The following is a 22077-nucleotide window of genomic DNA, read 5'->3' on the forward strand; positions in this document are numbered from 1 at the left end:
GCCCCGGTCAAAGGGGCAGAACCATAGCCGGCAAGCAGGTCGGAATTTTGTCGGAATGCGCGCAACGCCGCCGGGAGCGGTCGGGTTCGGCTCGGCTCGGTTAGGATGCGCACACCGTCCCTGTCGGGCCGCTCTGGAAACCGCCCCATGCGGCTGCTGGTCATCGAAGACAACCGCAATATGGTCGCCAACCTGTTCGACTATTTCGAAGCGCGCGGGCATACCCTGGATGCGGCGCCCGATGGCGTCACCGGCCTGCATCTGGCCACCACCCAGCAGTACGACGTGCTGGTGCTGGACTGGATGATGCCGCGCATGGACGGGCCGGAGGTGTTGCGCCGCCTGCGCGAGCACCACCACTCCGAGCTGCCGGTGATCATGCTCACCGCACGCGACGAATTGCCGGACAAGATTGCCGGCTTCCGCGCCGGTGCGGACGATTACCTGACCAAGCCGTTCGCGCTGCCCGAGCTCGAGGTGCGTATCGAGGCCTTGCTTGCGCGCGCGCACGGCCGCCGCCGCGGCAAGCTGCTGCAGGTGGCCGACCTGCGTCTGGATCTGTCCACCCTGGAGGCCACCCGCGCCGGCCAGGTGCTGCACCTGTATCCGGCCTGCCGCAAGTTGCTCGAAGTGCTGATGCAGGCAAGCCCTGCCGCCGTCACCCGGCAGCGCCTGGAGCAATCGCTGTGGGGCGACGACCCGCCCGATGGCGACATGCTGCGCTCGCATATCTACGAGCTGCGTCGCAGCGTGGACGGCCCGTTCGCGCAGAAGCTGATCCATACCCTGCCGCGGCTCGGCTATCGTCTGGCAGAACTCGAAGGCGCCAGCGAACCGACGAGCAGCGATTGCGCCGATGGCTAAGCCGCGCCCGCTGGGACGTCGGGTCATGGTGTGGTTGTTCGGCTACACCTTGCTGATGACGTTGGCGGTGTTCGGCACCGCGCAATACCTGCACGAGCGCGCCGAGCATGGCGTATGGCGCTCGCTGCTCAACTCGGAACTGGACAGCATCCTGGACAGCAGCGCGCAAAGTCCCGGCTACCATTGGCAGGATTCGGACACCTTGCGGCTGTATCGCCTGGACGGCGGCAAGGCCGTACCGCCGGTATTGCGAACGCTGCATCCCGGCCTGCATGAGCATGACGTCGACGGCCGCCCGAGTGCGGTGATGGTGCGCGACACCGCGCAGGCCGGTCGTCTGGCGCTGGTGCTGGATATCACCGATTTCGAAGCGCTGGAGAAATTCCTCACCCGCTGGATGTTGGCCGCCGGCGTGGCCCTGATCGGCATCACCTTGCTGATGGGCGCCTATGCCATGGCCCGACTGGTGAGCCCGTTGGTGGAGCTGGCCCGCGATATCGGTGCGCTGCGTCCGGAACGGCGCGCGCAACAGGTTGCGGTGGGGGCGCAGGGCAGCGCCGAGCTGTACGTCATCGCCGATGCGCTCAACGATTACCTGGAGCGCAACGGCCAGTTCGTCGAGCGCGAACGCGCCTTCATCGACAGCGCCAGTCACGAGCTGCGCACGCCGATCGCGGTGATCGGCAATGCGGTGGAGCTGGCGTTGGAGCAGCCCGGCACGCCGCCGGCGGTGCGCCATCAGTTGCAGCGCATCGCACAGACCAGCGCGTCGGTGGAGCAACTGATCGCCTTGTTGCTGGTGCTGGCGAAAGATCCCGGCCGATTGGTACGCAGCAGCGACACAGTGCGGCTGGACCATCTGATTCCGGATATCGTCGCCGACCACGCGCACCTGTGCGCAGACAAGGATCTGCAGCTTGTCATCGAGCCGTTGCCGCCGTGCAGCCTCACCGCGCCGGTCGCCATCGTGCAGACCGCCATCGGCAATCTGCTGCGCAATGCGATCGAAAACAGCGACCGCGGCATCATCCGCATCGCGCTATCGGCGCCGGGCGTGGTGCGCATTTCCGACCCGGGCCACGGCATGACGCCGGAAGAAATCAGCGCGATCTATGCGCGCCTGGCGCGCGGCGATGCACGGCAGGGCAATGGCATCGGCCTGGAGCTGATCGGGCGTCTTTGCGAACACCTGGGCTGGAAGCTCAGCCTGGAATCCGATGCAGGGCAGGGCACGGTCGCAACGCTGGATCTGGGCGGTGCCACGACAGCAATCGAGCCGACACACGCCTAGCGCAGCGCAGGCGCAGCCCGTCGACGTGCGCCACGCGGCCGTGCACACGCTGCGCATCCCGGTCGGCATCAGGCAAGCCATGCCTTGCCATCCAGGGCAACCAGCGGCCAACTCAGGCCGGCAGCAGTCCGCGTTCGCTCAGCCAGTTGCGTGCGTTCTCGGCATCCTGCTCGAACCAGGCGCGGGTGGATCCCAATCGGTAGGTATAGCCCCAGGCATCCATGTCGGCCATCAGCCGCGCGCTGCCCACGCCCGGCAGCTGTTCGGCCAGCAGAATCTGCAGGTAGCAGGTGGCGTCTTCCTCATCCACCGAATCGGTGGCATCGGTATGCACGGCGGCGCGTTTGTCGGCGGGCAGCACGATCAGATGCCCGGCCTCGTGCAGCATCGAGTGTACCGGCGTGTCGTCGCGCACATAGACATCGCAGCCGATGATGCCCGCCTCCGGTTCGCCCCAGAAGCTGCCAGGGATCGCAGCGCCCGCGTCCACGCGATGCAGGCGCAGGCCATACCGGCCCAGCAGGGCGGCCGGGGCGTCCAGGCCGATATCGGCCACGCACAGCACCGCGGACGCATCGGATGGGGAAGCAGGATGAGAAGTCACGCGCAGTCGCTCGCGGTCGGGCGCGCTACAGGGCGCGCCATGGGGTAGATACCAAAACGGTACCGTGCGAACACGGTACCGTCGTAATGATGGTGCGGCCATCGCCACACAGCGCGCGAGCATCGATGACCTGCACGCTGGTGGCAACGACCGCGTTACTTGTCGCCGTCTTCCGGCAGGGCGACAGAAATATCCAGCACGTCGTGCTCGCCGTCCTTGACCAGATCAACCCGCACCGCATCGGCGTCGATGTTGACGTACTTCTTGATCACTTCCAGCAATTCGCGCTGCAGCAGCGGCAGGTAATCCGGCCCGCCGCGGTGGTTGCGCTCCTGCGCAATGATGATCTGCAGGCGGTTCTTGGCCGTCTCGGCGGTGTTCTTCTTGCTCTTGAGAAAATCGAGCAGGCCCATGCTTAGCCTCCGAACAGCTTGCTGAAGAAGCCTTTCTTCTCCACGGATGTGAATCGCATCGGGCGCTCTTCGCCCATGATGCGGGCGACCGCGTCGTCGTAGGCCTGGCCGGCCGGGGACTCGGCATCCAGGATCACCGGCTCGCCCTTGTTGGAAGCGTTGAGCACGTCGCCGGATTCGGGAATCACGCCGATGGCCTTGAGCCCCAGCACTTCTTCCACGTCGGTGATGCTGAGCATCTCGCCGCCTTCCACGCGGCCCGGGCTGTAGCGGGTAAGCAGCAGGAACGCCGGCACCGTCTTGCCTTCCTCGGCCTTGCGGGTCTTGGAATCGAGCAGGCCGATGATGCGGTCGGAGTCGCGCACCGAAGACACTTCCGGGTTCACCACCACGACGGCGCGGTCGGCGAAGTACATCGACAGGAACGCGCCCTTTTCGATACCGGCCGGCGAGTCGCACACGATGTACTCGAAGCCGTCGGCGGCCAGGTCCTTGAGCACCTTCTCCACGCCGTCCTGGGTCAGCGCATCCTTGTCGCGGGTCTGCGAGGCGGCCAGCACGTACAGGTTGTCGAAGCGCTTGTCCTTGATCAGCGACTGCTTGAGCGTGGCTTCGCCGTGCACGACGTTGACGAAGTCGTACACCACGCGCCGCTCGCAGCCCATGATCAGGTCCAGGTTGCGCAGACCGACGTCGAAGTCGATGACGGCGACCTTCTTGCCGCGCCGCGCCAGCCCGCAGGCCAGGCTCGCGCTGGTGGTGGTCTTGCCAACGCCGCCCTTGCCGGAGGTGACTACGATGATTTCAGCCAAAGGATTTCTCCGAAATATTTCTGTGGTTGGGCTGCGTCAATCCAGCGCAGCGATCTTGATCTGATCCTGCTCCAGCCAGACCTGGACGGCCTTGCCACGCAGGTCCATGGGAACATCGTCCAGCACCTTGTAGTGGCCAGCGATGGCAACCAGTTCGGCGTGGAAGTCGCGGCAGAAGATGCGCGCGTCAGGGTTGCCCTGGGCGCCGGCCAACGCGCGGCCACGCAGGGTACCGTAGATATGGATGCTGCCGTCGGCGATGACCTCCGCCCCGGCGCCGACCGTATTGAGTACGGTCAGGTCGCAGTTTTCCGCATACAGCTGCTGGCCCGAGCGCACCGCGTTGCGTTGCATGCGACCCGGCGCCGGGCGCGCGACCGGCGCTGCGGGTTCGGCGCGTGCCGGCGGCGGCGCAGGTGGCGGGCTGACCGCAGTCGGTTCGTATTGCGCGCGGAACTTGGCCAGCAATGGCACGCCGAGCTGCTGGGAGAGCAGGTCGATCTCGCTGGTGCCGTAGGCCAGCGCCACCGGCAGCACACCCGCAGCGCGCAGGCCATCCAGCAGCGCCTTGGCGGTGCTCACGTCCGGCACCTGCGACAGCCCGCCGAAATCCAGGATCACTGCCGCCCGCCCGAACAGCTTGGGCGCCCGGGTCACGCGCTCGCGCATTTCCTGCACCAGGCGCGGCACATCCAGGGTGCGCACGCGCAGGTTGGCGATGCCCACCTGGCCGATCTTCAGTTCGCCGGCCTGTTCAAAATCCACATTCACACTCGACACGCTCAGGCCCCCGTCGATGGATTGTCGGTGGCGGCGGCATGCCGCGGCCGGCCGACCCACGGCAAGTGCTCGGGCAACTTGCCGCCATAGGTCTCCTTGACCCACGGATAGCTGCTCATGTCCTTCATCAGCATGCTCGCGCGCACCTCCACGTCGGGCATGGTGTTCTGGCCCACTTCGCGGAAGCCGAAGCTGCCATGGAACAGCAGCGCCGCATCGGCGCCATGGTCCAGGAACACTTCGCAGGCCAGCTGCGGGTAGCGCAGCTCGGTGTAGCTCTGTACATCGGCATAGAACGCCCGCCCGACGCCGCCGCCGCGACGGCGGCTGGCGACCACGATGCGGTCGATATAGAAAAATTCCGGGTGACGGTCCCGGAACCAGGCGAAATTGCTGCTGTCATGGGCACTGCCACTGCCGAACCCGACCAGGAAACCGGCCAGGTTGCCGTCGCGCTCGGCGACGCGGAAATATTCGGCATGCTCGTAGAAGCGTTGCAGCTTGTTTGAATCCAGCGGCAGGATCGCCAGTCCGGCATTGTTGTTCAGGGCCAGGACGGAATCGAGCTCGTGCTCGCGCACGTCGCGGATGACGATCGACATTGGGACTCCGTGGGGTAACGCTCTCGACCCGAAATCGGATCTGCGTCGGATTATTGCATGCGTGGCCTGAAGCGGCGACCCGCCGCGTGACCACGGCGGGCAAGTCGCCTTCGCGCCAAGCGCGCCAAGGCGGCGCGCAGGCGCAAACCCGGCCTTGCCGGCAGGCGCGTGCAGGCGCACACGTGCATGCATGACTTCCGGCAAGAGGGCAACGCCGGCGCTTGGGCCTAAGATGCCAGCATGTTGGGATACCTCAGTCATACGCGCGTCCTGCGCTTCGCCGGCCTGTTCACCTGGGCGATGATCGCCATGCCCTTGGTGTTCATCTACTGGGCGCCCGCCGAAGAGGGCGATCACCGCAGCGTGCTGGAGGCGGCCACGATGTCGGCGTTCTTCGTCGGCTTTGGGGGCAGCTATTTCTGGCTGACGCGCGGCTTGAGCAGCGGCGGCCATGCGCATTGGTACGACCGGCTGATCCTGCTGCTGCTCACGGTCTGCGCGCTGGCGGTCAGCTATCTCACCCGAACCGGCCTCGGCAGTATCTTGATGATGGTGGCTGCCGGGGTAATCCCCTGGCTGCTGCCGCTCCGTGTGGGCGTGGTGTGGCTGGTGCTGAGCCAGTTGGCGGTGCTGCCGGTCTACCATCTGCTGCTCGGGTTCCCGGTCTCCGGCGCCCTGATGCAGTCGCTGCTGTACGGCGGGTTTTCGATGTTCATCTTCGTCACCAGCCTGGTCGCCCGGCAACAGACCGAAGCACGCGAAGAACAGCGCCGGCTCAACGCCGAACTGCGCGCCACCCGCGCGCTCCTGGCCGAAAGCGCGCGTATCAACGAGCGCACCCGCATCTCGCGCGAGCTGCACGATCTGCTCGGCCACCATCTCACCGCGCTCAGCCTCAACCTGGAGGTGGCCGGCCACATCACCGAAGGCCAGGCCCAGGAGCATGTGCGCCAGGCGCATACGCTGGCCAAGCTGCTGCTCACCGACGTGCGCGAGGCGGTCAGCCATTTGCGCGACAGCGGGGCTATCGATCTGGAGGCGGCGCTGCGCCCGCTGGTGACCCAGGTTCCCTCGCTGGACATCCACCTGGATATCGCCCAGCCGTTGACCCTGGACGACCCCGAGCGGGCGCATGTGCTGTTGCGCTGCACCCAGGAAATCATCACCAACGCGGTGCGCCACGCCGGCGCGCGCAATCTGTGGATTCAGGTGCGGCGCGACGCGGACACCGTGCTGATCGACGCCCGCGACGACGGCCATGGCGCCGATGCGGTGGCGCCCGGCAACGGCCTGCGCGGCATGCGCGAGCGGCTCAGCCAGTATGGTGGGAAGCTGGAAATCCAAACCCGGCGCGGCGACGGCTTCGGCCTGCGCATCTGCGTTCCAGGCGCGCCGGCACTGATGCCTGCGGCCGTTACCCAAGGAGTGTTCTAGATGATCCGTGTCTGCCTGGTCGACGACCAAACCCTGGTGCGCCAGGGGATCCGCTCGCTGCTGGCGCTGGATAACGGCATCGAGGTGGTGGCCGAGGCCTCGGACGGCAAGCAGGCGGTGGAGCAGATTCCGCAGATCCAGCCGGATGTGGTGCTGATGGACATGCGCATGCCGGTGATGTCCGGTCTGGAAGCCCTGCAGATGCTGTCGCGCAACGGCACCCTGCCGCCGACCATCATCCTGACCACCTTCGACGACGACCAGCTGGTGCTGGCCGGGCTCAAGGCCGGCGCCAAGGGCTACCTGCTCAAGGATGTCTCGCTGGAACAGCTGGTCGGCGCGATCCGCACCGTGGCCGACGGCGGCTCGCTGGTGCAGCCGGCGGTCACCCAGCGCCTGCTGTCGGGCCTGGAGCACATGCGTAACGAATTCGTCAGCCTGGACCGGCCCGATCCGCTGACCGATCGCGAGACCGAGATCCTGCGGCTGATGGCCAGCGGCTTCTCCAACAAGGAGATCGCCAATTCGCTGGGCGTGGCCGAGGGCACCATCAAGAATCATGTGTCCAACATCCTGTCCAAGCTCGGCGTGCGCGACCGTACCCGCGCGGTGCTGAAGGCGTTCGAGCTGCAGCTGGTCTGATGGCAGGATGTCCCGCCCGGCGCAGCGCGCCGGGCGTTCGAGTTGCAATTGGTCTGACGGCCGGGCCGTCGCAATGCGCTGACGTTCAAGGAGATTGCAGCCTGACGTGGCATCGCGGTCCTAGACCCCGGTGACGCGATTGCGCCGCGCCGGGCGCACGGCGATACGGCCGTTCGTACCTCTGACTGATGCGGCATCACACGCACGCAGCGCACGATGTGCATGATGACTGCGCGCGATCGGCGCAAACCCTTGCGCAGGCTGGGATTGCGCAGTTTCGCAACGGCGTTGCGCGCGCTGGATGACACCGCAAGACCGCGCTACCCGTCGCACAACTGAACATCTTTCTCGAAGCCTGCTAGGATGGTGGCTTCGCTTCACTCAACCCGGCCGTGGGATCGGCCCCGGAGACCTCCTGAATGACCCGTATTATCGAGTTCCTGATCGCCTTGGGGATCGTGGCTGGCTTGTTTGTCGTGGTGGGCTTGGTGTTGCCCTCGGAGCGGCAGATGTCCGAGAGTGTTGAGACCAACCGCAGAATGACGATTGTTTACGACACCGTGAACAGCTTCCGTCGTTTCAAGGATTGGAACCCGCTTGTGCTGCGTGACCCGAAGATCCAGCTGAAGCTGGCCGGCCCGGAAGAGGGCAAGGGTGCACGCGTCGAATACAGCTCCACCGAGGGCTATATCGGCAACGGCAGCTGGGAAATCAAAAACACCGTCAAGAACGAGCGTGTTGAGATCGCGATCGAAGATCCCACCAAGGGCTACGACAAGGTCACCAATTTCACCCTGGCTCCGACCGGCAAGAACAACAAGAACGTCAAGATCACCCAGGATTACAGCGTCAAGTACGGCTGGAACCTGTTCGGTCGTTATGCCGGCCTGTATGTCAGCCGCCACGTGGGCGACGACCTGAAGCTGGGTCTGTCGCGTCTGGCCACCGCACTGGCCACCGTGCCGAACTTCGACTACCGCGCGCAGCTGGACGGCAAGCCGGTGTTGAGCGATCTCAAGCTCGTCGATGTGCCGGCCGAGGACCTGTTGGTCGTCACCGCAGGCAACATCGATCGTGACAACGAGACGATCAAGAAGTCGATCAAGGACAACCAGGAGTGGATCAAGCGCGTGATGGACGCCAACGGCCTGGAAGCTGCTGGTCCGGTCCGGATCGTCACCACCGACTTTGCCACCGACAAGTACGCGTTCGACGTCGTGCAGCCAGTCCGCAAGCGTGCCGGTGGTGCGCCGAAGGCCGATGCCAAGACCGACACCGCCAAGACCGATGCCAAGAAGGACGACGCCGCTGCTGCCGCGCCGGTCGACGCGACGCCGGTTGCCGCAACGGGTGAAGAGCTCAAGCTCAACATCCCGTCCGAAGCGCCGGTGAAGTACGAGCGCACCAAGGCGCACCGTTCGGCATTTGCAACCTACGCAGGTCACATGGCCGGCCTGGACGCGGTGCGTAGCTCGCTGCGTGCCTGGGCTGCCACCAGCGGCAACGACGTGACCGAGCGTCCGTACGAGTCGTGGAAGGGCGGCGTGGACAAGTCGTTTACACAGGACGGTACCTACGACGTCTACTGGGCCATCAAGTAATCGCTTTACTACGATGATGTGATCCAGACGAAAACGCGCCGCAGTCTTGCGGCGCGTTTTTTTTTGCGCCACGGCGCTGCCAGGAAGTTGCCCGTATGTCTTTGCTCGATCGTCGCAAGAAACATCCCTCGTTGCTGGCCTTTCTTGGCGGCTTGCTGGCCGCCGTCGCCGTGGGGTTGTCGGCCTATGCCTCGCATGGCGTAACCGACGCGCTGGTGCAGTCGCGGCTGCAACTGGCGTCGCTGTACGCATTCGGTCATGGCGCCGTGCTGGTTGTGCTGGGTGCAACCGAGACACGTGCGTTCGGACGGGTCGGCTTGTACCTGTTGCTGCTCGGCACGTTGCTGTTTGCCGGCAGCCTGGTCGGTGGTGCCTTGCTGCACTGGCCGACCGGCCTGGCACCGATCGGCGGCATCAGTCTGATGCTTGGCTGGGTGGTGCTGGCGATCGGCGCGTTGCGGCGCTGAGATGCCACGTCATGTCCGCGGATTCGATGTGGAGGCGGCGTTCGCGCAGTTGAGCCGGCGCGACCGCGTGCTGGGCGCGTGGATGAAGCGTATCGGTCCCATCGCGCCGCAGCCGGGCTGGCGCAAACCGTTCGACCCGGTAGACGCATTGGCGCGTGCCATCCTGTTCCAGCAACTGAGCGGCAAGGCCGCGTCCACGATCGTGGCGCGGGTAGAGGCGGCGATCGGATCGAACCGGCTGCACGCCGACACCCTGGGGCGCGTGGACGATGCCGGCTTGCGTGCCTGCGGTGTGTCCGGCAACAAGGCGCTGGCACTGCGCGATCTTGCCCGGCGCGAAGCGTTGGGTGAAATCCCCTCGCTGCGCAAACTCGCCTTCATGGAAGACGATGCGATCGTCGAAGCGCTGGTACCGGTACGCGGCATCGGCCGCTGGACGGTGGAAATGATGCTGATGTTCCGCCTGGGCCGCCCGGACCTGCTGCCCATCGACGACCTGGGCGTGCGCAAGGGCGCCCAGCGCGTGGACAAACAGGAGCATATGCCCACGCCTAGGGAGCTTGCCGAGCGCGGGCAACGGTGGGGCCCGTACCGCACCTACGCCGCGTTTTATCTGTGGAAGATCGCCGACTTCAGCGTTGCGACCAAAGTGCCGACCCCGCGCTCGCAGGAGTAGGTGCACCGGGTGGATGTACAGGCGCGCACGCCGGCGCGAGCGGGCCGGGCGTTATCAGTTGTCAGGGGTGTCCCGGGCACCGGCAATGGCCGGTTCCCGGCGTTGCTCAGCTAGGCAGGTACTTGTCCCACAAGTGGTTGCGGAAGCGACGCCCGGGATCGATGTTACTTTTGAGGCTCGCAAAAGACCCGGCTTCCGGGTAAGCGGCGTCAAATTGCTGCTGGCTGGCATGCAACCGGTAGGGTAGGTAGTAGCGGCCGCCATGCGCCAGCGCCGCATCGATCAACTGCCGGGTCCAGGCCACCGTTGCCTTGTCAGGCGAGCTGCCGCTGCGCTGCTTGTAATAAAGCACGAAGGAAAACACCGGCTGCGGTGCCCAGCGCAACAGCGACACCGTATCGGCAGGCGAGTGGCGGATCGAGATATTGAGTGCGTTGACATCGTGGCGGCGCAGGATTGCGGCCATTTCGCGCGCGAATGCGGTAAATGCAGGCACCGGAACGAAGTATTCCTGCAGCAGATAGGTGGACATGCGCCGCGTGCGCGGTTCCAGCGAGCGTGCATCCAGGCTGGCCTGGCAATTGCGACGCATCACCGCCGGCGTCTGCAACAGCGGCGCGGTCTGATAGCGCTCGCGCAGCGACTTGCCCAGCGGCAGTTCCGATGCCGCCCAGATCAGATTCTGTTCGCGGGAGTAGTCCAGGTCGCGCGGAATCAGGCGCCTGGCATCGGTTGGCGGGGCATCGCTGCTGACCCAGGTCACCGCCAAGGGGCGATCAAAGTGCGGCGGCGTCAGGTCGGCATTGTGCATCACCGCCAGTGGGTCGGCGGCGATGCGGTCGGCGAAAAAGGCGGGGTAATCGTCCAGCGCCACTGGTTCCACCCGTCGCTCCAGCATGTCGTTGAGTGTCAGCGACAACTCCACTTCGGTGACCACGCCGAGCCCGCCGTAGCCTCCAATGACAGCGGCGAACAGCGCCGGAGTGCGCGTGCGGTCGAGTTCGTGTATGTGGCCTCCTGCGTCCACCAGCTGCAAGGCATGCACCGTGTGCGCAATCGGCCCGGCATGCAGGTAGCGGCCATGGCAATTGACCCCGATCGAGCCACCGACGCTGAAATTGCTGTAGCTCTGCATCACCGCGACCGCCAGGTCATGTGGATCGATCAGCTCCTGCACGTCGCGCCAACGCATGCCGCTACGCACGCGGATGCGTCGGGCAGCGACATCCAGGTGCACCAGGCCGACCAGCTCGCGCAGGTCCAGATGCAGCGAAGAGGGCGAAGAGATTTGCCCTCCCATGCTGTAGCGCGCGCCGCCGATGGATACCGTGCCGGTACTGCCCTGTAGCAGGCTGACCACCTCGTCCACGCTGCGCGGCCGCGCGATGCGTGCCACCGTGGTGCGATCGATGCCGGCAATATCGGTGACCTGCAGCGATGTGTCGGAGCGCTTGCCGCATCCGGGCGTGGTCAATGCAACGCCGGCACCCAGGAGTACGGCGGTGGCAGTGCGGCGCTGTCTATCGATGTGCTCGTCCATAAGCGGATGTTTCCAGCAGGGTTGGGAATCAGGTGACGGCCGGCGGCGGCCTGTCGAGTGGTGCGTCGGACCACGGCCAGAGGATTTGCAGGCAATGGAGGTGATGGCGATGCAGCGCGCGCTCACGCGTTGGAGCTGTCGTCGCGATGACACAGAGTGCGGCAGGCTTCATGGCGCGTGCCAACACCAATGCCAGGGTTCGTAGACGATGCCATGCGGATTGTCGCGCGGATAACTCAGGCGGTAGCCGAACTGCTCCGCGTGACTGCCCAGCCAGGCAAATGCAGCGGTGGCTTCGAACGATTCTTCGGCCGGGGGTTCGCCAGGAGTGCCGATATCGAGTGCGTCGCCGCTGTGGTGTTCGCTGAAGCCGGGCGCGGCGTTGACTGCCAGAATCTGCTCCAGCGCCAGCCCGCGTGCGAACTTGCGTTCGAAGATGCCAAGTTGGTAATCGTGGCTGCGATAGCCGGAGATTGCATCGAGCACGATGTCCGCACGCAGTGCGGCCGCACGTATCTGCCTCCATGCACGCGCGGCGCCTGCGCTGAGCCAGAGCGGCCGGCCGAAGCGATCGCGCCCGGCGTACTGCAGCGTTGCCGGTTCGGCGATCAGGCGCAGGCCGGTGCGTTGCACATAGTCATCGGCAACAAGCCCGAGCTGTGTCAGTCGATGCTGCAAGCCGTCGATCGCAAGAACGCCGGCGTGGCCTTGGCGGCATCGAACGGTCGCGTCTTGCAGTCGGTCCAGTGCCTCGTCCAGGCCGGGCTCGTTTGCCAGTCGCGGCACCAGCGGCATCAGCCCGTGCGGCAGTTGCGCGGCCAGATAGCGTCCATCGCGCTTGCGCCGCAGTAGCCAGTCGGCCTGCGCCAGCACGCGGGCGTCGGCATTGCCGCGCGCACGCAGCAGGGCGGCCGGTACCAGCTCGATAGCGGTGGTGTTGAGCAGCAGGGACGGCGTTGTACGCATTGCGACAGGGTAGGGCTAAGCGCGTTGCGCGGCCAGTTGCTGGAGATCCTGCAGCAGCTGGCGCGGCTGTTCGGGGCTGAGCACGAGTACGCTGCCGTCCTTCAACGGGAGGGCCAGCACGCGGGCAGACTGGGTGATCAGATAGAAACCCGGGCTCGCCTGCCTGCTGCGGTAGTACCCGGACTGGAAGCCCGGGTAGCCAAAACCCAAGGACTTTCTGCCCGGTTTGAAGGCAGTGTCCCTGGCCAGGTCGATCACGCGCGCCGTGTCCAGCCGGATCTGGTCGACGGGCACCCGCCTGGTGAATAGTGTCGAGCGCACGATCAAGCGCTCGTCCTGGAGCCGGATACTGCGTCGCGCATGCGCGGCAGTGCAGCTCACCGCAACTGTCAGCAACAGTGCTAGGTGGGCGTACAGGGCGGCAGGATGCCCGTCGCGGGCATTGCCCGCATGGACCACGACGATCACGCATGCGGCAGCCAGCAACGGGAGCCACAGCCACAGCGCCAGCCTCCAGGGCGCGACCGTAGCGACGGCGTAGTCACGCCGGTATGGTGGCGGACGGTGACCGGTATGTGCAGTGGGCGGTGCGACGTTGCCGGGGCGTTGGCCTGTTCGCGTTGTCATCTGGCTTCCCTGGCGGGCACCGGCGACACAGCCCTCGCCGTCATGTGTGGGTGTCTGGCAGCGAGCATGTCGAAGGTGTGTGGTGCGGCAACCACAACCTGGATGTCATCGCCGTTGAAGTCTCGGATAGAGGGCCGCGATGCGGCAACGCCACGCCCGGTCCAGCGCCCGCTCATGCCTCGGATTCCTTGTCGTCGCGTGGCTTGGGCAAACGTCCGGCCTTGCGTAGCGCATCGCGCAACACGTATTCGATCTGCGCATTGAGGCTGCGCAGTTCGTCGTCGGACCAGCGCTGCACGGCTGCCAGCACATCGGCGCTGATGCGCAGCGGGTAGGCCTTCTTTTCGCTCACTCGCGCTCACCGCGGCCGCTGTGACGGCGCAGGTGCATGACCATCGAGACGATCAAGACGTTGACGCCGATGATCATGCCGATCACCACTGCGTAGATACCGGCGCGGTTGTCGCCGGCCCAGTACAGGCAGGCGGCACCGATCAGGATCACCAGGCTGATCAAGGCCCAGCGCAGGCCCAGGCCGCGCGCGCGGTCGTCGTCGTCCGCACCGATGGAGGCGGCGATCGCCAGTGCGGGCAGACCGGACAGGGCGACCACCAACGGCACCATGACATTCATTGCTTGACCTCAATAGAGCGAGCCGGTGTTGACCACCGGTTGGGTGCCGCGATCAGAACACAGCACGGTGAGCAGGTTGCTGACCATATGCGCCTTGCGCTCTTCGTCCAACTGCACGACGCCGCTTTTCTGCAACTCGGCCAATGCCATTTCCACCATGCCCACGGCGCCTGCAACGATGCGCGTGCGTGCGGCGATCACCGCATTGGCCTGTTGCCGCTGCAGCATGGCCTGGGCGATTTCCGGTGCGTAGGCCAGGTGGCTGATGCGCGCTTCGATGACGTCCACGCCGGCCTGGGTCAGGCGTTCGTCCAGATGCCGCTTGAGCTGTTCGCTGATTTCGGCCGGATGGCTGCGCAACGAAATCTGCCCATCTTCGTGCTGGTCGTAGGGATAGCTGGTGGCCATCGCGCGCAGCGCCGCTTCGGACTGGATGTGCACGAAGCTTTCGTAATCGTCGACGTTGTAGACCGCCTCCGATGCATCCATGACCTGCCACACGATCACCGCGGCGATCTCGATCGGGCTGCCATCGAGCTCGTTGACCTTGAGTCGTCCGCTCTCGAAGTTACGCACGCGCTGGCTGACCCGGCGCTTGGCGTAGAAGGGGCTGTTCCAGCGCACGCCCTGGTCCTTGACGGTGCCGACGTACTTGCCGAACAGGCTCAGCACTGCGGCCTGGTTCGGTTCCAGGGTGTATAGGCCGGCCAGCACGAACACATTGCCGGTTGCGATCAGGATGGCCGGCAGCATGCTCAGAATCGGCAGCAACCCCATGCCGGCCGCGATCAGCGCCGCGGCTGCCAGCAGCAGCACGACGACACTCGCGGCGATCACCGGAATGCCTGGGACGGAGCCGAGCGACTTCTCTTTCATGGTGGGGCATCCTTGATGGGTGTGGATAAAAGATATCAGATTGATATCAGGATTCGACTGGTTTCCGACCAGCGGTCGTGCCGCCCGCCCGTTAGAATGGCCGCCCCCTTCCGATCTGGACCCGCGCTCATGACTACTCTCGGCACGCCGTTATCGCCCTCCGCCACCCGGGTGTTGCTGCTGGGGTCGGGCGAACTGGGCAAGGAAGTGGCGATCGAGCTGCAGCGCTTCGGCGTGGAAGTGATCGCCGCCGATCGCTACGCCAATGCACCGGCGATGCAGGTGGCACATCGCTCGCACGTGCTGGACATGCTCGATCCCGCCGCGCTGCGCGCGCTGATCGCCGCCGAGCAGCCGCATTTGATCGTGCCAGAGATCGAAGCCATCCATACCGAAACGCTGGTGGCGCTGGAGCGCGATCAGGGCCAGCGCGTGATTCCCACCGCGCGCGCCGCACGCCTGACCATGGACCGCGAAGGCATCCGTCGCCTGGCTGCCGAAACCCTGGGCCTGCCGACCTCGCCGTACCGGTTTGTCGACACCGCTGCCGAGTACCGCGATGCGATCGCCGCGGTGGGCCTGCCGTGCGTGGTCAAGCCGGTGATGTCGTCCTCCGGCAAGGGCCAGAGCACGTTGCGCAGCGAGGCCGACATCGATGCGGCCTGGGACTACGCGCAGACCGGCGGACGTGCCGGTGCCGGCCGCTGCATCGTCGAGGGCTTCATCGATTTCGATTACGAGATCACCTTGCTGACCGTGCGGCATGCCGGCGGAACCTCGTATTGCGACCCGATCGGGCATTGGCAGCAGGACGGCGACTATCGCGAAAGCTGGCAGCCGCAGCCGATGTCGGCCGCCGCCTTGCAACGTTCGCAGGAGATTGCGAAAGCCATTACCGACGATCTGGGTGGCTGGGGACTGTTCGGGGTGGAGTTGTTCGTCAAGGGCGACGAAGTGTGGTTCAGCGAAGTCTCGCCGCGCCCGCACGACACCGGCCTGGTGACGCTGATGTCGCAGGACCTGAGCGAATTCGCGCTGCACGCCCGCGCCATTCTCGGCTTGCCGGTCGGTGCCGAGAACGGTGGCGTGATCCGTCAGAGCGGCCCGTCGGCGTCCTGTGCGCTACTCGCGCACGGCAATGGCGTGCCGGTGTTCGGCAACGTGGCCGCTGCACTGCGCGACCCGGACACCGCCCTGCGCCTGTTCGGCAAACCGCGCGTGGACGGCCACCGCCGTGTCGGCGTCACCCTGGCGCGCGCAGAGAGTATCGATGCGGCACGCGAGAAAGCGCGTGTGGCTGCTGCGGCGCTGACGATCCAGTTGCAAGGCTGAGCAGCGGCCTGCTTGAAAGAGGTCCGCCCGGTGTTGCACTTCTTTCGGAAAGCCAGCTGCGGTATGTGTCGACACGCTTGCCATCACCATTGAAGGCAAGCGTGCGAGCGATCACGCGTCGACGTGCGGCGGGCGTCAGTTCGCGACGGGGCCGATTCGCGCCGTGCGTGCGTTCGCTCTCCCCGTCATGCCGGCTCGGGAAGTAAGACCGGTTCCAACGACGCGACTTTGCCCCCCACCCGCTAATCCCGGCTACAAGCCGACATCCACCCACACCGCATGATGGTCGCTGCCATCGGCAATCGCCGCTTCCGGAGCGGTGCTGGCCGGCCAGAAGATGCCGCTGCCGATCAGGGTGAACCGGTGCGATGGCAGCACGTAGTCCAGGCGCATGGTGCCGGCCTGCGGGCCGAAGTCGCCGGTGACCTGGTGCGGGTCGCCGATGTGCACGATGCCTTGCGCGGCGTATTCGGCAGTCTTTTCCGGGCCGCCGTCGCTACGTGGGGTGGGGTACTGCAGCACGCGCGGGTGATGGATCAATGCGCTGATCGCTTCGTGGCGGCCGGCACCATCGATCGGGTCGTTGTTCAGATCGCCAAGGATCACAAAGTGCGCATCGGCCGCCAGGCCGCCGCAGATTCCCTTGTCATCGCACAACCAGCGCTTGCTGTCGGCCGCGTTGTCCAGATATGCACGCCACAGCGCGAGCTCGTCGTGGTTGCGGGCGGCATTGCGTTTTTCCGCGCCATCGAACACCGGCGGCGTCGGGTGCGAAACCAGCGCATGCACGACACCGAGCGGCGTGCGCACCGGCACATCCCAATGCGATTTTGACGACAGGCGCAGCTGCGACCAGATCGCGTCGCTGTAGAACGAACGCCCGGTCCCCGGATCCAGCGGCCGCAGCGCACCCGGCAACGCGCTCCATTTGAGCAATTGAAAACTGCGCACGGCCTGCGCATCGATCGGATACCGCGACAGCACCAGCATGCCGTACTGGCCGGGATGCAGCCCATAGCCCCAGGCATCGTTGCCGCGGGTGCGGCCGTCGCCACCGACACTGCCGTTGTTGTCCAGGTCCAGGCCGCTCGGCACGCCGGTATTGACCGGTGCCAGATACCGATATGGGTAGCGCAACGCGTCTCCGCCGCCCGGCTGGGCGACCTGCAGATAGCGTTGCTGGAACAGATCGGCAGCGCGGTGGTCGGGATCGAAATCGAATTCGTTGAGCAGCACCAGATCAGGGCGCACGCGCTGCAGCACGGCGGCGATCTTGCGTGCATGCGCGCTGTCGCCCTGCAGTTCGCGCACCAGGCCGCCGGCCTCGTCGGAGTACAGCGAGGTGTTGTAGGTGGCGATGCGCAGCTGGGTCGGCACAGCGCCGCCCGCGCTATCGGAGGTGGCGGCCGATGCAGGCGTGCGATGGGTACAGGCGGCGCAAAGCGCGGTCAATGCAAGCAACAGAAGAGGTCTGATCATCGCCCGATTCTCGCATGCCGGATGCGACAGGCCGATGTCGCGCGCTGCGATTCACGGTGCCGATGCGGCCGGCGGCAGCCCGCGCCACTGACGGCCGTCGTAGGCCTCCAGTGCGTTGAAGCGACGCTTGTAGTTCATCTTGGCGTGGCCATCGATCCAATAGCCCAGATACACGTGCGCGCGTCGCTCGCGCTGCGCCCATTGAATCTGCTGCAGGATCGCGAAGGTGCCCAGGCTGCGCGCGGCCGCCTCCGGCGCGTAGAACGTGTACACCGCCGACAGCGCATGCTCGGTCACATCGGTGACCGCGACGGCGAGCAGTCGTCCCGGGGCATGCGCCACGGACGGTTCGCGGATTTCCAGAAACCGCCCATGCGACCAGCCGCCGATCAGGAACTGATCGAATTCGCTGCCGCCGTGCTCGTCCATGCCGCCACCGGGGTGGCGGGATTTAAGGTAATGGCGGTACAGGGCCAGTTGCTCGTCGGTGCGCTGGGCCGCGACCACGCGCACGACCAGATCCTGGTTGCGCGCAAGGCAGCGGCGTTGACTGCGATCGGGCCGAAACGCATCCACCGCAATGCGCACCGGCACGCATGCGCGGCAGCGCTCGCAATGCGGCCGGTACACCAGATCGCCGGAGCGACGGAATCCCCATGCCAATGCCTGCGGATAGATCGTGCCAAGGCGCGGGTCATGCGGGTCCAGCACCAGATCGCGCGCACGACGCTCGGGCCAGTAGCTGCAGGCATGCTCACCGGTCTGGAACAGGCGCAGGTCGTCGTGGGTGTCGGCGTGAATGGCCATGCGCGCAGGATAGCGCCTGTGCGTCGCAACAGCGGCGACTGTCCGCCGGATGAATACGCCAGGTGCGCGCGTCAACGTGCGCGCCGATGGCTCGTTGATGTGGGTGTTGGTGGCAGCGCACGGCCTGTCCGGATGCGCCACCCACGCGATGCGGCCCATGCAGGTGCCGCGTGTGGTTCCCACAATCAGGAGTTTCCCATGACGTCTCGCAAACCTTTCCTCGCCCTGGCCGTGCTGGCTGCACTGTCCACCGGCGTCGTGTTCGCCGCCACTGTGCCTGTTGCCGGCGATGCGCCGCGTCCTGGCAAGCTCGACAGCAATAACGATGGCGTCATCGATCGTAGCGAAGCGGCCGCCGCCCCCAAGCTGGCCGCGCAGTTCGATACGCTGGACGCCAACAAGGACGGCAAGCTCTCGCGCGATGAGCGCCCGCGTCATCGCGGCCCGGGTCGCGACGGACGTGGTGACTGGATGGCCAGATTCGACACCAACAAGGACGGCCGCATCAGCCGCGAGGAAGCCAAGGCCGATCCGAAGTTTGCCGCGCGCTTCGATCAGATGGACCTCAACAAGGACGGCTTTGTCGATCGTGCCGACCGTGAGCTGCGCATGCAGCAGCATCGCGATGCCTGGTTTGCCAAGGCCGACACCGACAAGGACGGAAAGCTGAGCAAGGCCGAGTTCGATGCCGCATCGAAGCTGCGCGGCGAGCACGGCCCGCGTGGCCCAGGTGGGCACGGTGAGCATGGCGACCATGGCAAGCGTCCGATGCCGGCCAAGCCTGCCGCAGGCAACTGAGTATGTAGGTGCAGTGCAACGGGTTGAACAATGCAGTGCTCGGATGATGCCGCCGTCATGGCGGTGGCTCATCCGCAACAGGTAACAAGGCGCCGATCGACAGACGGCCTCCCGCAAAAGCAGGAGGCCGTTTTTTGTGCGCACGTTGTCGGATCTGCCAGGTACGGGGAGTGTTTACCGCCTCTAGTTACGGCAACCGCCTCATCGCTGACTAATGGCCACCTCCAAGCGCCGTTGGTCGACCTGGGGCGGAACCTCGATCGCGCCTTCTGCAGCGGCAAGGGTGCGGCAACTTGCGGGCGCCACGTTGGTCAATCGACATCATCCGATGACCGAGATCGCCTCAACAAGCCAGACAAGCGCCACGTAGAATGCTGCCGGCACGCGCAGGTGGCACACCTCGCGCATGTTGGTGACAAACGCGCTACGCGCATCCGGCCGATCTGCCACGTGCGGGCCCCTGGCATGCGGATCGATCCCTGTGTTGGAGTACCTCATAGCATCCCCAGCTTGATGTAGTGACGCAGGATCGGCAGCACCACCGCGACGTTGCTGACGATCACTGCGCCAGGGCTGAACATGCAGCGGTAGAGCAGCGGTGCCCGGGTGGCCCCACGCCGACGTGCATCGCGCTCCAGCATCGGGTGCATCACCCGCGGCAGCACCATGAGGGACTGATAGTTGACCACCAGCAGGCCTGCGCATAGCGCCAGCAGCGACGCCCATGGGCTGACTTCGACCCATCTCAGCATCAGCGTGGCGCTGCAGACCAGCACGGAGACCAGTGTGATTGCACGTATAAAACGTCGCACGGCTGCCGCCTCGCTGGGCGATTGCGCAAAGCGCAACAGGTAGTGGCCCGACCAGTAGGTGGCCAGCGCGGCGATCAGCACGCTGCCTGCGGCCAATAGCGCCGGCGCGCCCAACCAGACACTCGCCGCGCCTGCTGCGCCACCACTGCCGAGTGCCGCGCCGGTCAATCCACCGGCGCCGAGTTTACCTGCGCCCCCGAGACTGCCCAAGGCGATGGCCGCGCTGGCGGTGCCGGGTGCCGCCAGCATCGTCGCCGAGGTCACTGCCGTGGCAAACGCGACACTGGGGGCACTGCTGCGTGCGACTTCGCCGAACCTGCGCAGCAACTCGTCGCGCACGCTGGCGCGCGCACGCGACAGGCGCTTGCGAACCGCCGCATCGCTCAGACCGAGCAGCGAGGCCACCTGCTGCGAGCTCTGGCTTTCGCGGTAATACAGCAGCAGGGTTTCGCGGCTTTCTTCGGGCAATGCGGACATGATGTCGAGCGCGGCGATCTCTTCCTCCGCCTTCAGCAGGCGGTCGGCGGGCGAGGGCGCAGGGTCGGCGGCCATGGCGATCGCCAGATCCGCCGCCTCGCCGCTGAGTGCGCGATGGCGATTGGCGCGTAGCCAGTCGCGTGCCAGATTGCGGGTGATCTGGCGCAGCCACGGCAGGAAGCTGGCGGGCTGATGCAGTTGCGCCAGCCGCTGCCAGGCGCGCAAAAACGCTTCCTGGGCGATGTCCTCGCTGGCGGCGATATCGCGGGTGATCGCAAGTGCAATCGCGGTGACGGTGTTCTGGCAGGCACCGACGATGCGGCCGTATGCCTGCTGACAGCCGGCCGCGGCACTGGGCAGTTCGCGTTGCAACATCAGATCCAGTGTGTCGGCATTCATTGGCGCAATCCCCGTCCTGTTCCCAGCATGACGCATGGGCACGGTGGATGTGACCGATACGATGTGGTGGTGGGCGGATGCGGCCTTCGAGACGCCGGTCAACGATCATGCACGGGCGCAGCCGAGCCGATGCTCCATCGACCGGGGCTGGCCCGGCTCTTCAACGCATGAGGACACGGTCCGCAGCGAACGCATTGTTGGTGTCGCCAGGTGGGTCACCCGGTCCCGGCAGTAGCGGCATGACACGATCGGTACCGGCGACCGCAAGCGATAAAGGTCGAGCGACTGCCGACCGCGACCGGGTCTGAGCCGCATCGACGGCGCATGATGGCTGCCGTCCGCGCCGAACCCACCGTCGGTGTCGATCCACTGATCGACCTGCACCCCAGGTAGCGGCGCAGTGGGGAAGTGCTTGTAGCCATGGTGGGCAGCGAGCGAGTGGGTACGCCCATGCCGGCCCGAGCCGACCCACGCAGCATCAGCGGCGCTCAGCGCGCCGGCTGGATCCGCACCCGCATTTCTTCCTCGTCCGCCGGCGGTGTCGCGTCCGGGGTCGATCGTGGGGCGGGCTGGGTGGCCGGCGCGACCGGCGCCGGAGCGCTGCGATGGCGCATCACCACCACCATGGCGACCGCGCCAATCACCAGCAACAGCATCAGACGGATGCGCCATGCCCAGCTGCGTGCGGTGGTGCTGGAGCCGTTTTCGCCTTCGCGGAAGGTGTATTCCACGTTCGGCAGATCGCGGCGGGTGGTATCGAGCAGGCGTGCTTCGCGCAGCAGGTCGCGCGCGCGCGGCTGGTCGTCGGCGTGCACGATCCACACCGTGGGATAGGCCTGCGCGTTGCCTTGCTCCAGGTAGCTGAACTGGCCGGTGCGCTTGCTCTCATACGAGCGGCCATTACTCATGCGCACGTCGATGCCGGCGTTGCGCAACAGATTGGCCACGCCCTCGGCGGTTTCGATACGTTGACTGCTGAAGATCTTGCGCATGCTGGTGAAAACCGCCGTTGGGTCCGGAACAGATGGCGCCAGTGCTGCGCCGGTTCAAGATGAAAGAAGGATGCCGCTGATCGCTGTCGCTAGCTGGCCGCACGCGCGCCGGCGAACACACCCGCGCATGGTCGTGGCCACTCGCATGCCGGG

24 protein-coding genes are annotated in these 22077 nt (G+C 65.9%); 9 read left to right on the plus strand and 15 right to left on the minus strand.

Translation table 11 applies throughout. The annotated features are described in order from the left end of the window. Positions 1 to 147: 147 nt before the first annotated feature. The gene (locus FHY18_RS07605; RefSeq protein WP_259153203.1) at positions 148 to 864 is read left to right on the plus strand and encodes a response regulator transcription factor; all 717 of its coding nucleotides are present in this window, start codon (positions 148 to 150) and stop codon (positions 862 to 864) included. Further along, the gene (locus tag FHY18_RS07610) at positions 857 to 2155 is read left to right on the plus strand and encodes a HAMP domain-containing sensor histidine kinase (RefSeq protein ID WP_259153204.1); all 1299 of its coding nucleotides are present in this window, start codon (positions 857 to 859) and stop codon (positions 2153 to 2155) included. The genes FHY18_RS07605 and FHY18_RS07610 overlap by 8 nt, the downstream gene beginning before the upstream one ends. A 112-nt stretch (positions 2156 to 2267) precedes the next feature. On the opposite strand, the gene FHY18_RS07615 is transcribed toward FHY18_RS07610, so the two are convergent. The 5 genes from FHY18_RS07615 to FHY18_RS07635 all read right to left on the minus strand — a co-directional run bounded on the left by FHY18_RS07615 (position 2268) and on the right by FHY18_RS07635 (position 5366). After that, positions 2268 to 2759, minus strand: coding sequence for a hypothetical protein (locus FHY18_RS07615; protein WP_046964729.1), 492 nt, complete (start codon positions 2757 to 2759; stop codon positions 2268 to 2270). A gap of 155 nt (positions 2760 to 2914) precedes the next feature. After that, positions 2915 to 3172, minus strand: coding sequence for a cell division topological specificity factor MinE (gene minE, locus FHY18_RS07620; RefSeq protein ID WP_005994583.1), 258 nt, complete (start codon positions 3170 to 3172; stop codon positions 2915 to 2917). A gap of 2 nt (positions 3173 to 3174) precedes the next feature. After that, positions 3175 to 3984: a septum site-determining protein MinD gene (gene minD, locus FHY18_RS07625; protein ID WP_046964730.1), complete on the minus strand. Its 810-nt coding sequence runs from the start codon at positions 3982 to 3984 to the stop codon at positions 3175 to 3177. Between the two features lie 36 nt (positions 3985 to 4020). Next, the gene (gene minC / locus FHY18_RS07630; protein WP_259153207.1) at positions 4021 to 4764 is read right to left on the minus strand and encodes a septum site-determining protein MinC; all 744 of its coding nucleotides are present in this window, start codon (positions 4762 to 4764) and stop codon (positions 4021 to 4023) included. A gap of 2 nt (positions 4765 to 4766) precedes the next feature. Beyond that, on the minus strand, positions 4767 to 5366 hold the full coding sequence (locus FHY18_RS07635) for a GNAT family N-acetyltransferase (protein ID WP_259153208.1): 600 nt from the start codon (positions 5364 to 5366) through the stop codon (positions 4767 to 4769). Positions 5367 to 5606: 240 nt separating this feature from the next. Between FHY18_RS07635 and FHY18_RS07640 the strand changes: the two genes are divergently transcribed. The 5 genes from FHY18_RS07640 (at position 5607) to FHY18_RS07660 (ending at position 10186) form a co-directional block, all read left to right on the plus strand. After that, positions 5607 to 6800 (plus strand): sensor histidine kinase, encoded by a 1194-nt coding sequence (locus FHY18_RS07640; RefSeq protein ID WP_046964733.1) that lies wholly within the window; start codon positions 5607 to 5609, stop codon positions 6798 to 6800. Beyond that, positions 6801 to 7442, plus strand: a complete 642-nt coding sequence (locus FHY18_RS07645) for a response regulator transcription factor (protein ID WP_005990002.1) — start codon at positions 6801 to 6803, stop codon at positions 7440 to 7442. A gap of 419 nt (positions 7443 to 7861) precedes the next feature. Next, positions 7862 to 9043: an SRPBCC family protein gene (locus FHY18_RS07650; protein WP_046964735.1), complete on the plus strand. Its 1182-nt coding sequence runs from the start codon at positions 7862 to 7864 to the stop codon at positions 9041 to 9043. A 95-nt stretch (positions 9044 to 9138) separates the two neighbouring features. Continuing rightward, positions 9139 to 9510: a DUF423 domain-containing protein gene (locus FHY18_RS07655; protein WP_259153209.1), complete on the plus strand. Its 372-nt coding sequence runs from the start codon at positions 9139 to 9141 to the stop codon at positions 9508 to 9510. Position 9511: 1 nt separating this feature from the next. Continuing rightward, a complete protein-coding gene (locus FHY18_RS07660) occupies positions 9512 to 10186 on the plus strand; it encodes a DNA-3-methyladenine glycosylase (protein WP_259153210.1) in 675 nt (224 codons plus the stop codon). A 106-nt stretch (positions 10187 to 10292) separates the two neighbouring features. On the opposite strand, the gene FHY18_RS07665 is transcribed toward FHY18_RS07660, so the two are convergent. The 6 genes from FHY18_RS07665 to FHY18_RS07690 all read right to left on the minus strand — a co-directional run bounded on the left by FHY18_RS07665 (position 10293) and on the right by FHY18_RS07690 (position 14828). Further along, a complete protein-coding gene (locus FHY18_RS07665; RefSeq protein WP_259153211.1) occupies positions 10293 to 11726 on the minus strand; it encodes an FAD-binding oxidoreductase in 1434 nt (477 codons plus the stop codon). 168 nt (positions 11727 to 11894) lie between these two features. Continuing rightward, positions 11895 to 12692: a M15 family metallopeptidase gene (locus tag FHY18_RS07670; protein WP_259153212.1), complete on the minus strand. Its 798-nt coding sequence runs from the start codon at positions 12690 to 12692 to the stop codon at positions 11895 to 11897. Positions 12693 to 12707: 15 nt separating this feature from the next. Beyond that, the gene (locus tag FHY18_RS07675; RefSeq protein WP_326521197.1) at positions 12708 to 13160 is read right to left on the minus strand and encodes a PH domain-containing protein; all 453 of its coding nucleotides are present in this window, start codon (positions 13158 to 13160) and stop codon (positions 12708 to 12710) included. Positions 13161 to 13491: 331 nt separating this feature from the next. Continuing rightward, positions 13492 to 13671, minus strand: a complete 180-nt coding sequence (locus FHY18_RS07680) for an Arc family DNA binding domain-containing protein (RefSeq protein ID WP_259153215.1) — start codon at positions 13669 to 13671, stop codon at positions 13492 to 13494. Continuing rightward, positions 13668 to 13952: a hypothetical protein gene (locus FHY18_RS07685; protein WP_011036335.1), complete on the minus strand. Its 285-nt coding sequence runs from the start codon at positions 13950 to 13952 to the stop codon at positions 13668 to 13670. Before FHY18_RS07685 ends, FHY18_RS07680 begins: the two co-directional genes overlap by 4 nt. Positions 13953 to 13961: 9 nt before the next feature. Next, positions 13962 to 14828, minus strand: coding sequence for an SPFH domain-containing protein (locus FHY18_RS07690; protein ID WP_259153216.1), 867 nt, complete (start codon positions 14826 to 14828; stop codon positions 13962 to 13964). 129 nt (positions 14829 to 14957) lie between these two features. On the opposite strand from FHY18_RS07690, the gene purT reads away from it, so the two are divergent. Further along, positions 14958 to 16160 carry a formate-dependent phosphoribosylglycinamide formyltransferase gene (gene purT / locus FHY18_RS07695; protein ID WP_259153217.1) on the plus strand — a complete coding sequence of 401 codons (1203 nt, stop codon included), beginning with the start codon at positions 14958 to 14960 and terminating at the stop codon, positions 16158 to 16160. Between the two features lie 252 nt (positions 16161 to 16412). Here purT and FHY18_RS07700 read toward each other — a convergent pair whose 3' ends face one another. Next, positions 16413 to 17639, minus strand: coding sequence for an endonuclease/exonuclease/phosphatase family protein (locus FHY18_RS07700; protein WP_259153218.1), 1227 nt, complete (start codon positions 17637 to 17639; stop codon positions 16413 to 16415). A 51-nt stretch (positions 17640 to 17690) separates the two neighbouring features. Then, positions 17691 to 18605: an arginyltransferase gene (locus FHY18_RS07705; protein WP_259153968.1), complete on the minus strand. Its 915-nt coding sequence runs from the start codon at positions 18603 to 18605 to the stop codon at positions 17691 to 17693. A 39-nt stretch (positions 18606 to 18644) separates the two neighbouring features. Between FHY18_RS07705 and FHY18_RS07710 the strand changes: the two genes are divergently transcribed. Then, entirely contained in the window at positions 18645 to 19244 is a 600-nt protein-coding gene (locus FHY18_RS07710; RefSeq protein ID WP_259153219.1) for an EF-hand domain-containing protein, read from the plus strand. A 494-nt stretch (positions 19245 to 19738) separates the two neighbouring features. Here the strand turns inward: FHY18_RS07710 and FHY18_RS07715 are convergent, their stop codons facing one another. Beyond that, positions 19739 to 20932 (minus strand): sigma-70 family RNA polymerase sigma factor, encoded by a 1194-nt coding sequence (locus FHY18_RS07715; protein WP_259153220.1) that lies wholly within the window; start codon positions 20930 to 20932, stop codon positions 19739 to 19741. 488 nt (positions 20933 to 21420) lie between these two features. Then, on the minus strand, positions 21421 to 21924 hold the full coding sequence (locus FHY18_RS07720; RefSeq protein WP_259153221.1) for a DUF2007 domain-containing protein: 504 nt from the start codon (positions 21922 to 21924) through the stop codon (positions 21421 to 21423). Between the last annotated feature and the right edge of the window lie 153 nt (positions 21925 to 22077).

The organism is Xanthomonas sp. 3793 (assembly GCF_024806835.1).
Taxonomy (GTDB): domain Bacteria; phylum Pseudomonadota; class Gammaproteobacteria; order Xanthomonadales; family Xanthomonadaceae; genus Xanthomonas; species Xanthomonas arboricola_F.

Bases quoted from the DNA above. Each gene is read 5' to 3' on its own strand.
- purT (WP_259153217.1), top strand. From the start codon at position 14,958: ATGACTACTCTCGGCACGCCGTTATCGCCCTCCGCCACCCGGGTGTTG.
- FHY18_RS07635 (WP_259153208.1), bottom strand. From the start codon at position 5,366: ATGTCGATCGTCATCCGCGACGTGCGCGAGCACGAGCTCGATTCCGTC.
- FHY18_RS07650 (WP_046964735.1), top strand. From the start codon at position 7,862: ATGACCCGTATTATCGAGTTCCTGATCGCCTTGGGGATCGTGGCTGGC.
- FHY18_RS07700 (WP_259153218.1), bottom strand. From the start codon at position 17,639: ATGATCAGACCTCTTCTGTTGCTTGCATTGACCGCGCTTTGCGCCGCC.
- FHY18_RS07705 (WP_259153968.1), bottom strand. From the start codon at position 18,605: ATGGGCCGCATCGCGTGGGTGGCGCATCCGGACAGGCCGTGCGCTGCC.
- FHY18_RS07655 (WP_259153209.1), top strand. From the start codon at position 9,139: ATGTCTTTGCTCGATCGTCGCAAGAAACATCCCTCGTTGCTGGCCTTT.
- FHY18_RS07670 (WP_259153212.1), bottom strand. From the start codon at position 12,692: ATGCGTACAACGCCGTCCCTGCTGCTCAACACCACCGCTATCGAGCTG.
- FHY18_RS07710 (WP_259153219.1), top strand. From the start codon at position 18,645: ATGACGTCTCGCAAACCTTTCCTCGCCCTGGCCGTGCTGGCTGCACTG.
- minE (WP_005994583.1), bottom strand. From the start codon at position 3,172: ATGGGCCTGCTCGATTTTCTCAAGAGCAAGAAGAACACCGCCGAGACG.
- FHY18_RS07610 (WP_259153204.1), top strand. From the start codon at position 857: ATGGCTAAGCCGCGCCCGCTGGGACGTCGGGTCATGGTGTGGTTGTTC.
- FHY18_RS07645 (WP_005990002.1), top strand. From the start codon at position 6,801: ATGATCCGTGTCTGCCTGGTCGACGACCAAACCCTGGTGCGCCAGGGG.
- FHY18_RS07685 (WP_011036335.1), bottom strand. From the start codon at position 13,952: ATGAATGTCATGGTGCCGTTGGTGGTCGCCCTGTCCGGTCTGCCCGCA.
- FHY18_RS07605 (WP_259153203.1), top strand. From the start codon at position 148: ATGCGGCTGCTGGTCATCGAAGACAACCGCAATATGGTCGCCAACCTG.
- FHY18_RS07640 (WP_046964733.1), top strand. From the start codon at position 5,607: ATGTTGGGATACCTCAGTCATACGCGCGTCCTGCGCTTCGCCGGCCTG.
- FHY18_RS07715 (WP_259153220.1), bottom strand. From the start codon at position 20,932: ATGAATGCCGACACACTGGATCTGATGTTGCAACGCGAACTGCCCAGT.
- FHY18_RS07720 (WP_259153221.1), bottom strand. From the start codon at position 21,924: ATGCGCAAGATCTTCAGCAGTCAACGTATCGAAACCGCCGAGGGCGTG.
- FHY18_RS07690 (WP_259153216.1), bottom strand. From the start codon at position 14,828: ATGAAAGAGAAGTCGCTCGGCTCCGTCCCAGGCATTCCGGTGATCGCC.
- FHY18_RS07660 (WP_259153210.1), top strand. From the start codon at position 9,512: ATGCCACGTCATGTCCGCGGATTCGATGTGGAGGCGGCGTTCGCGCAG.
- FHY18_RS07665 (WP_259153211.1), bottom strand. From the start codon at position 11,726: ATGGACGAGCACATCGATAGACAGCGCCGCACTGCCACCGCCGTACTC.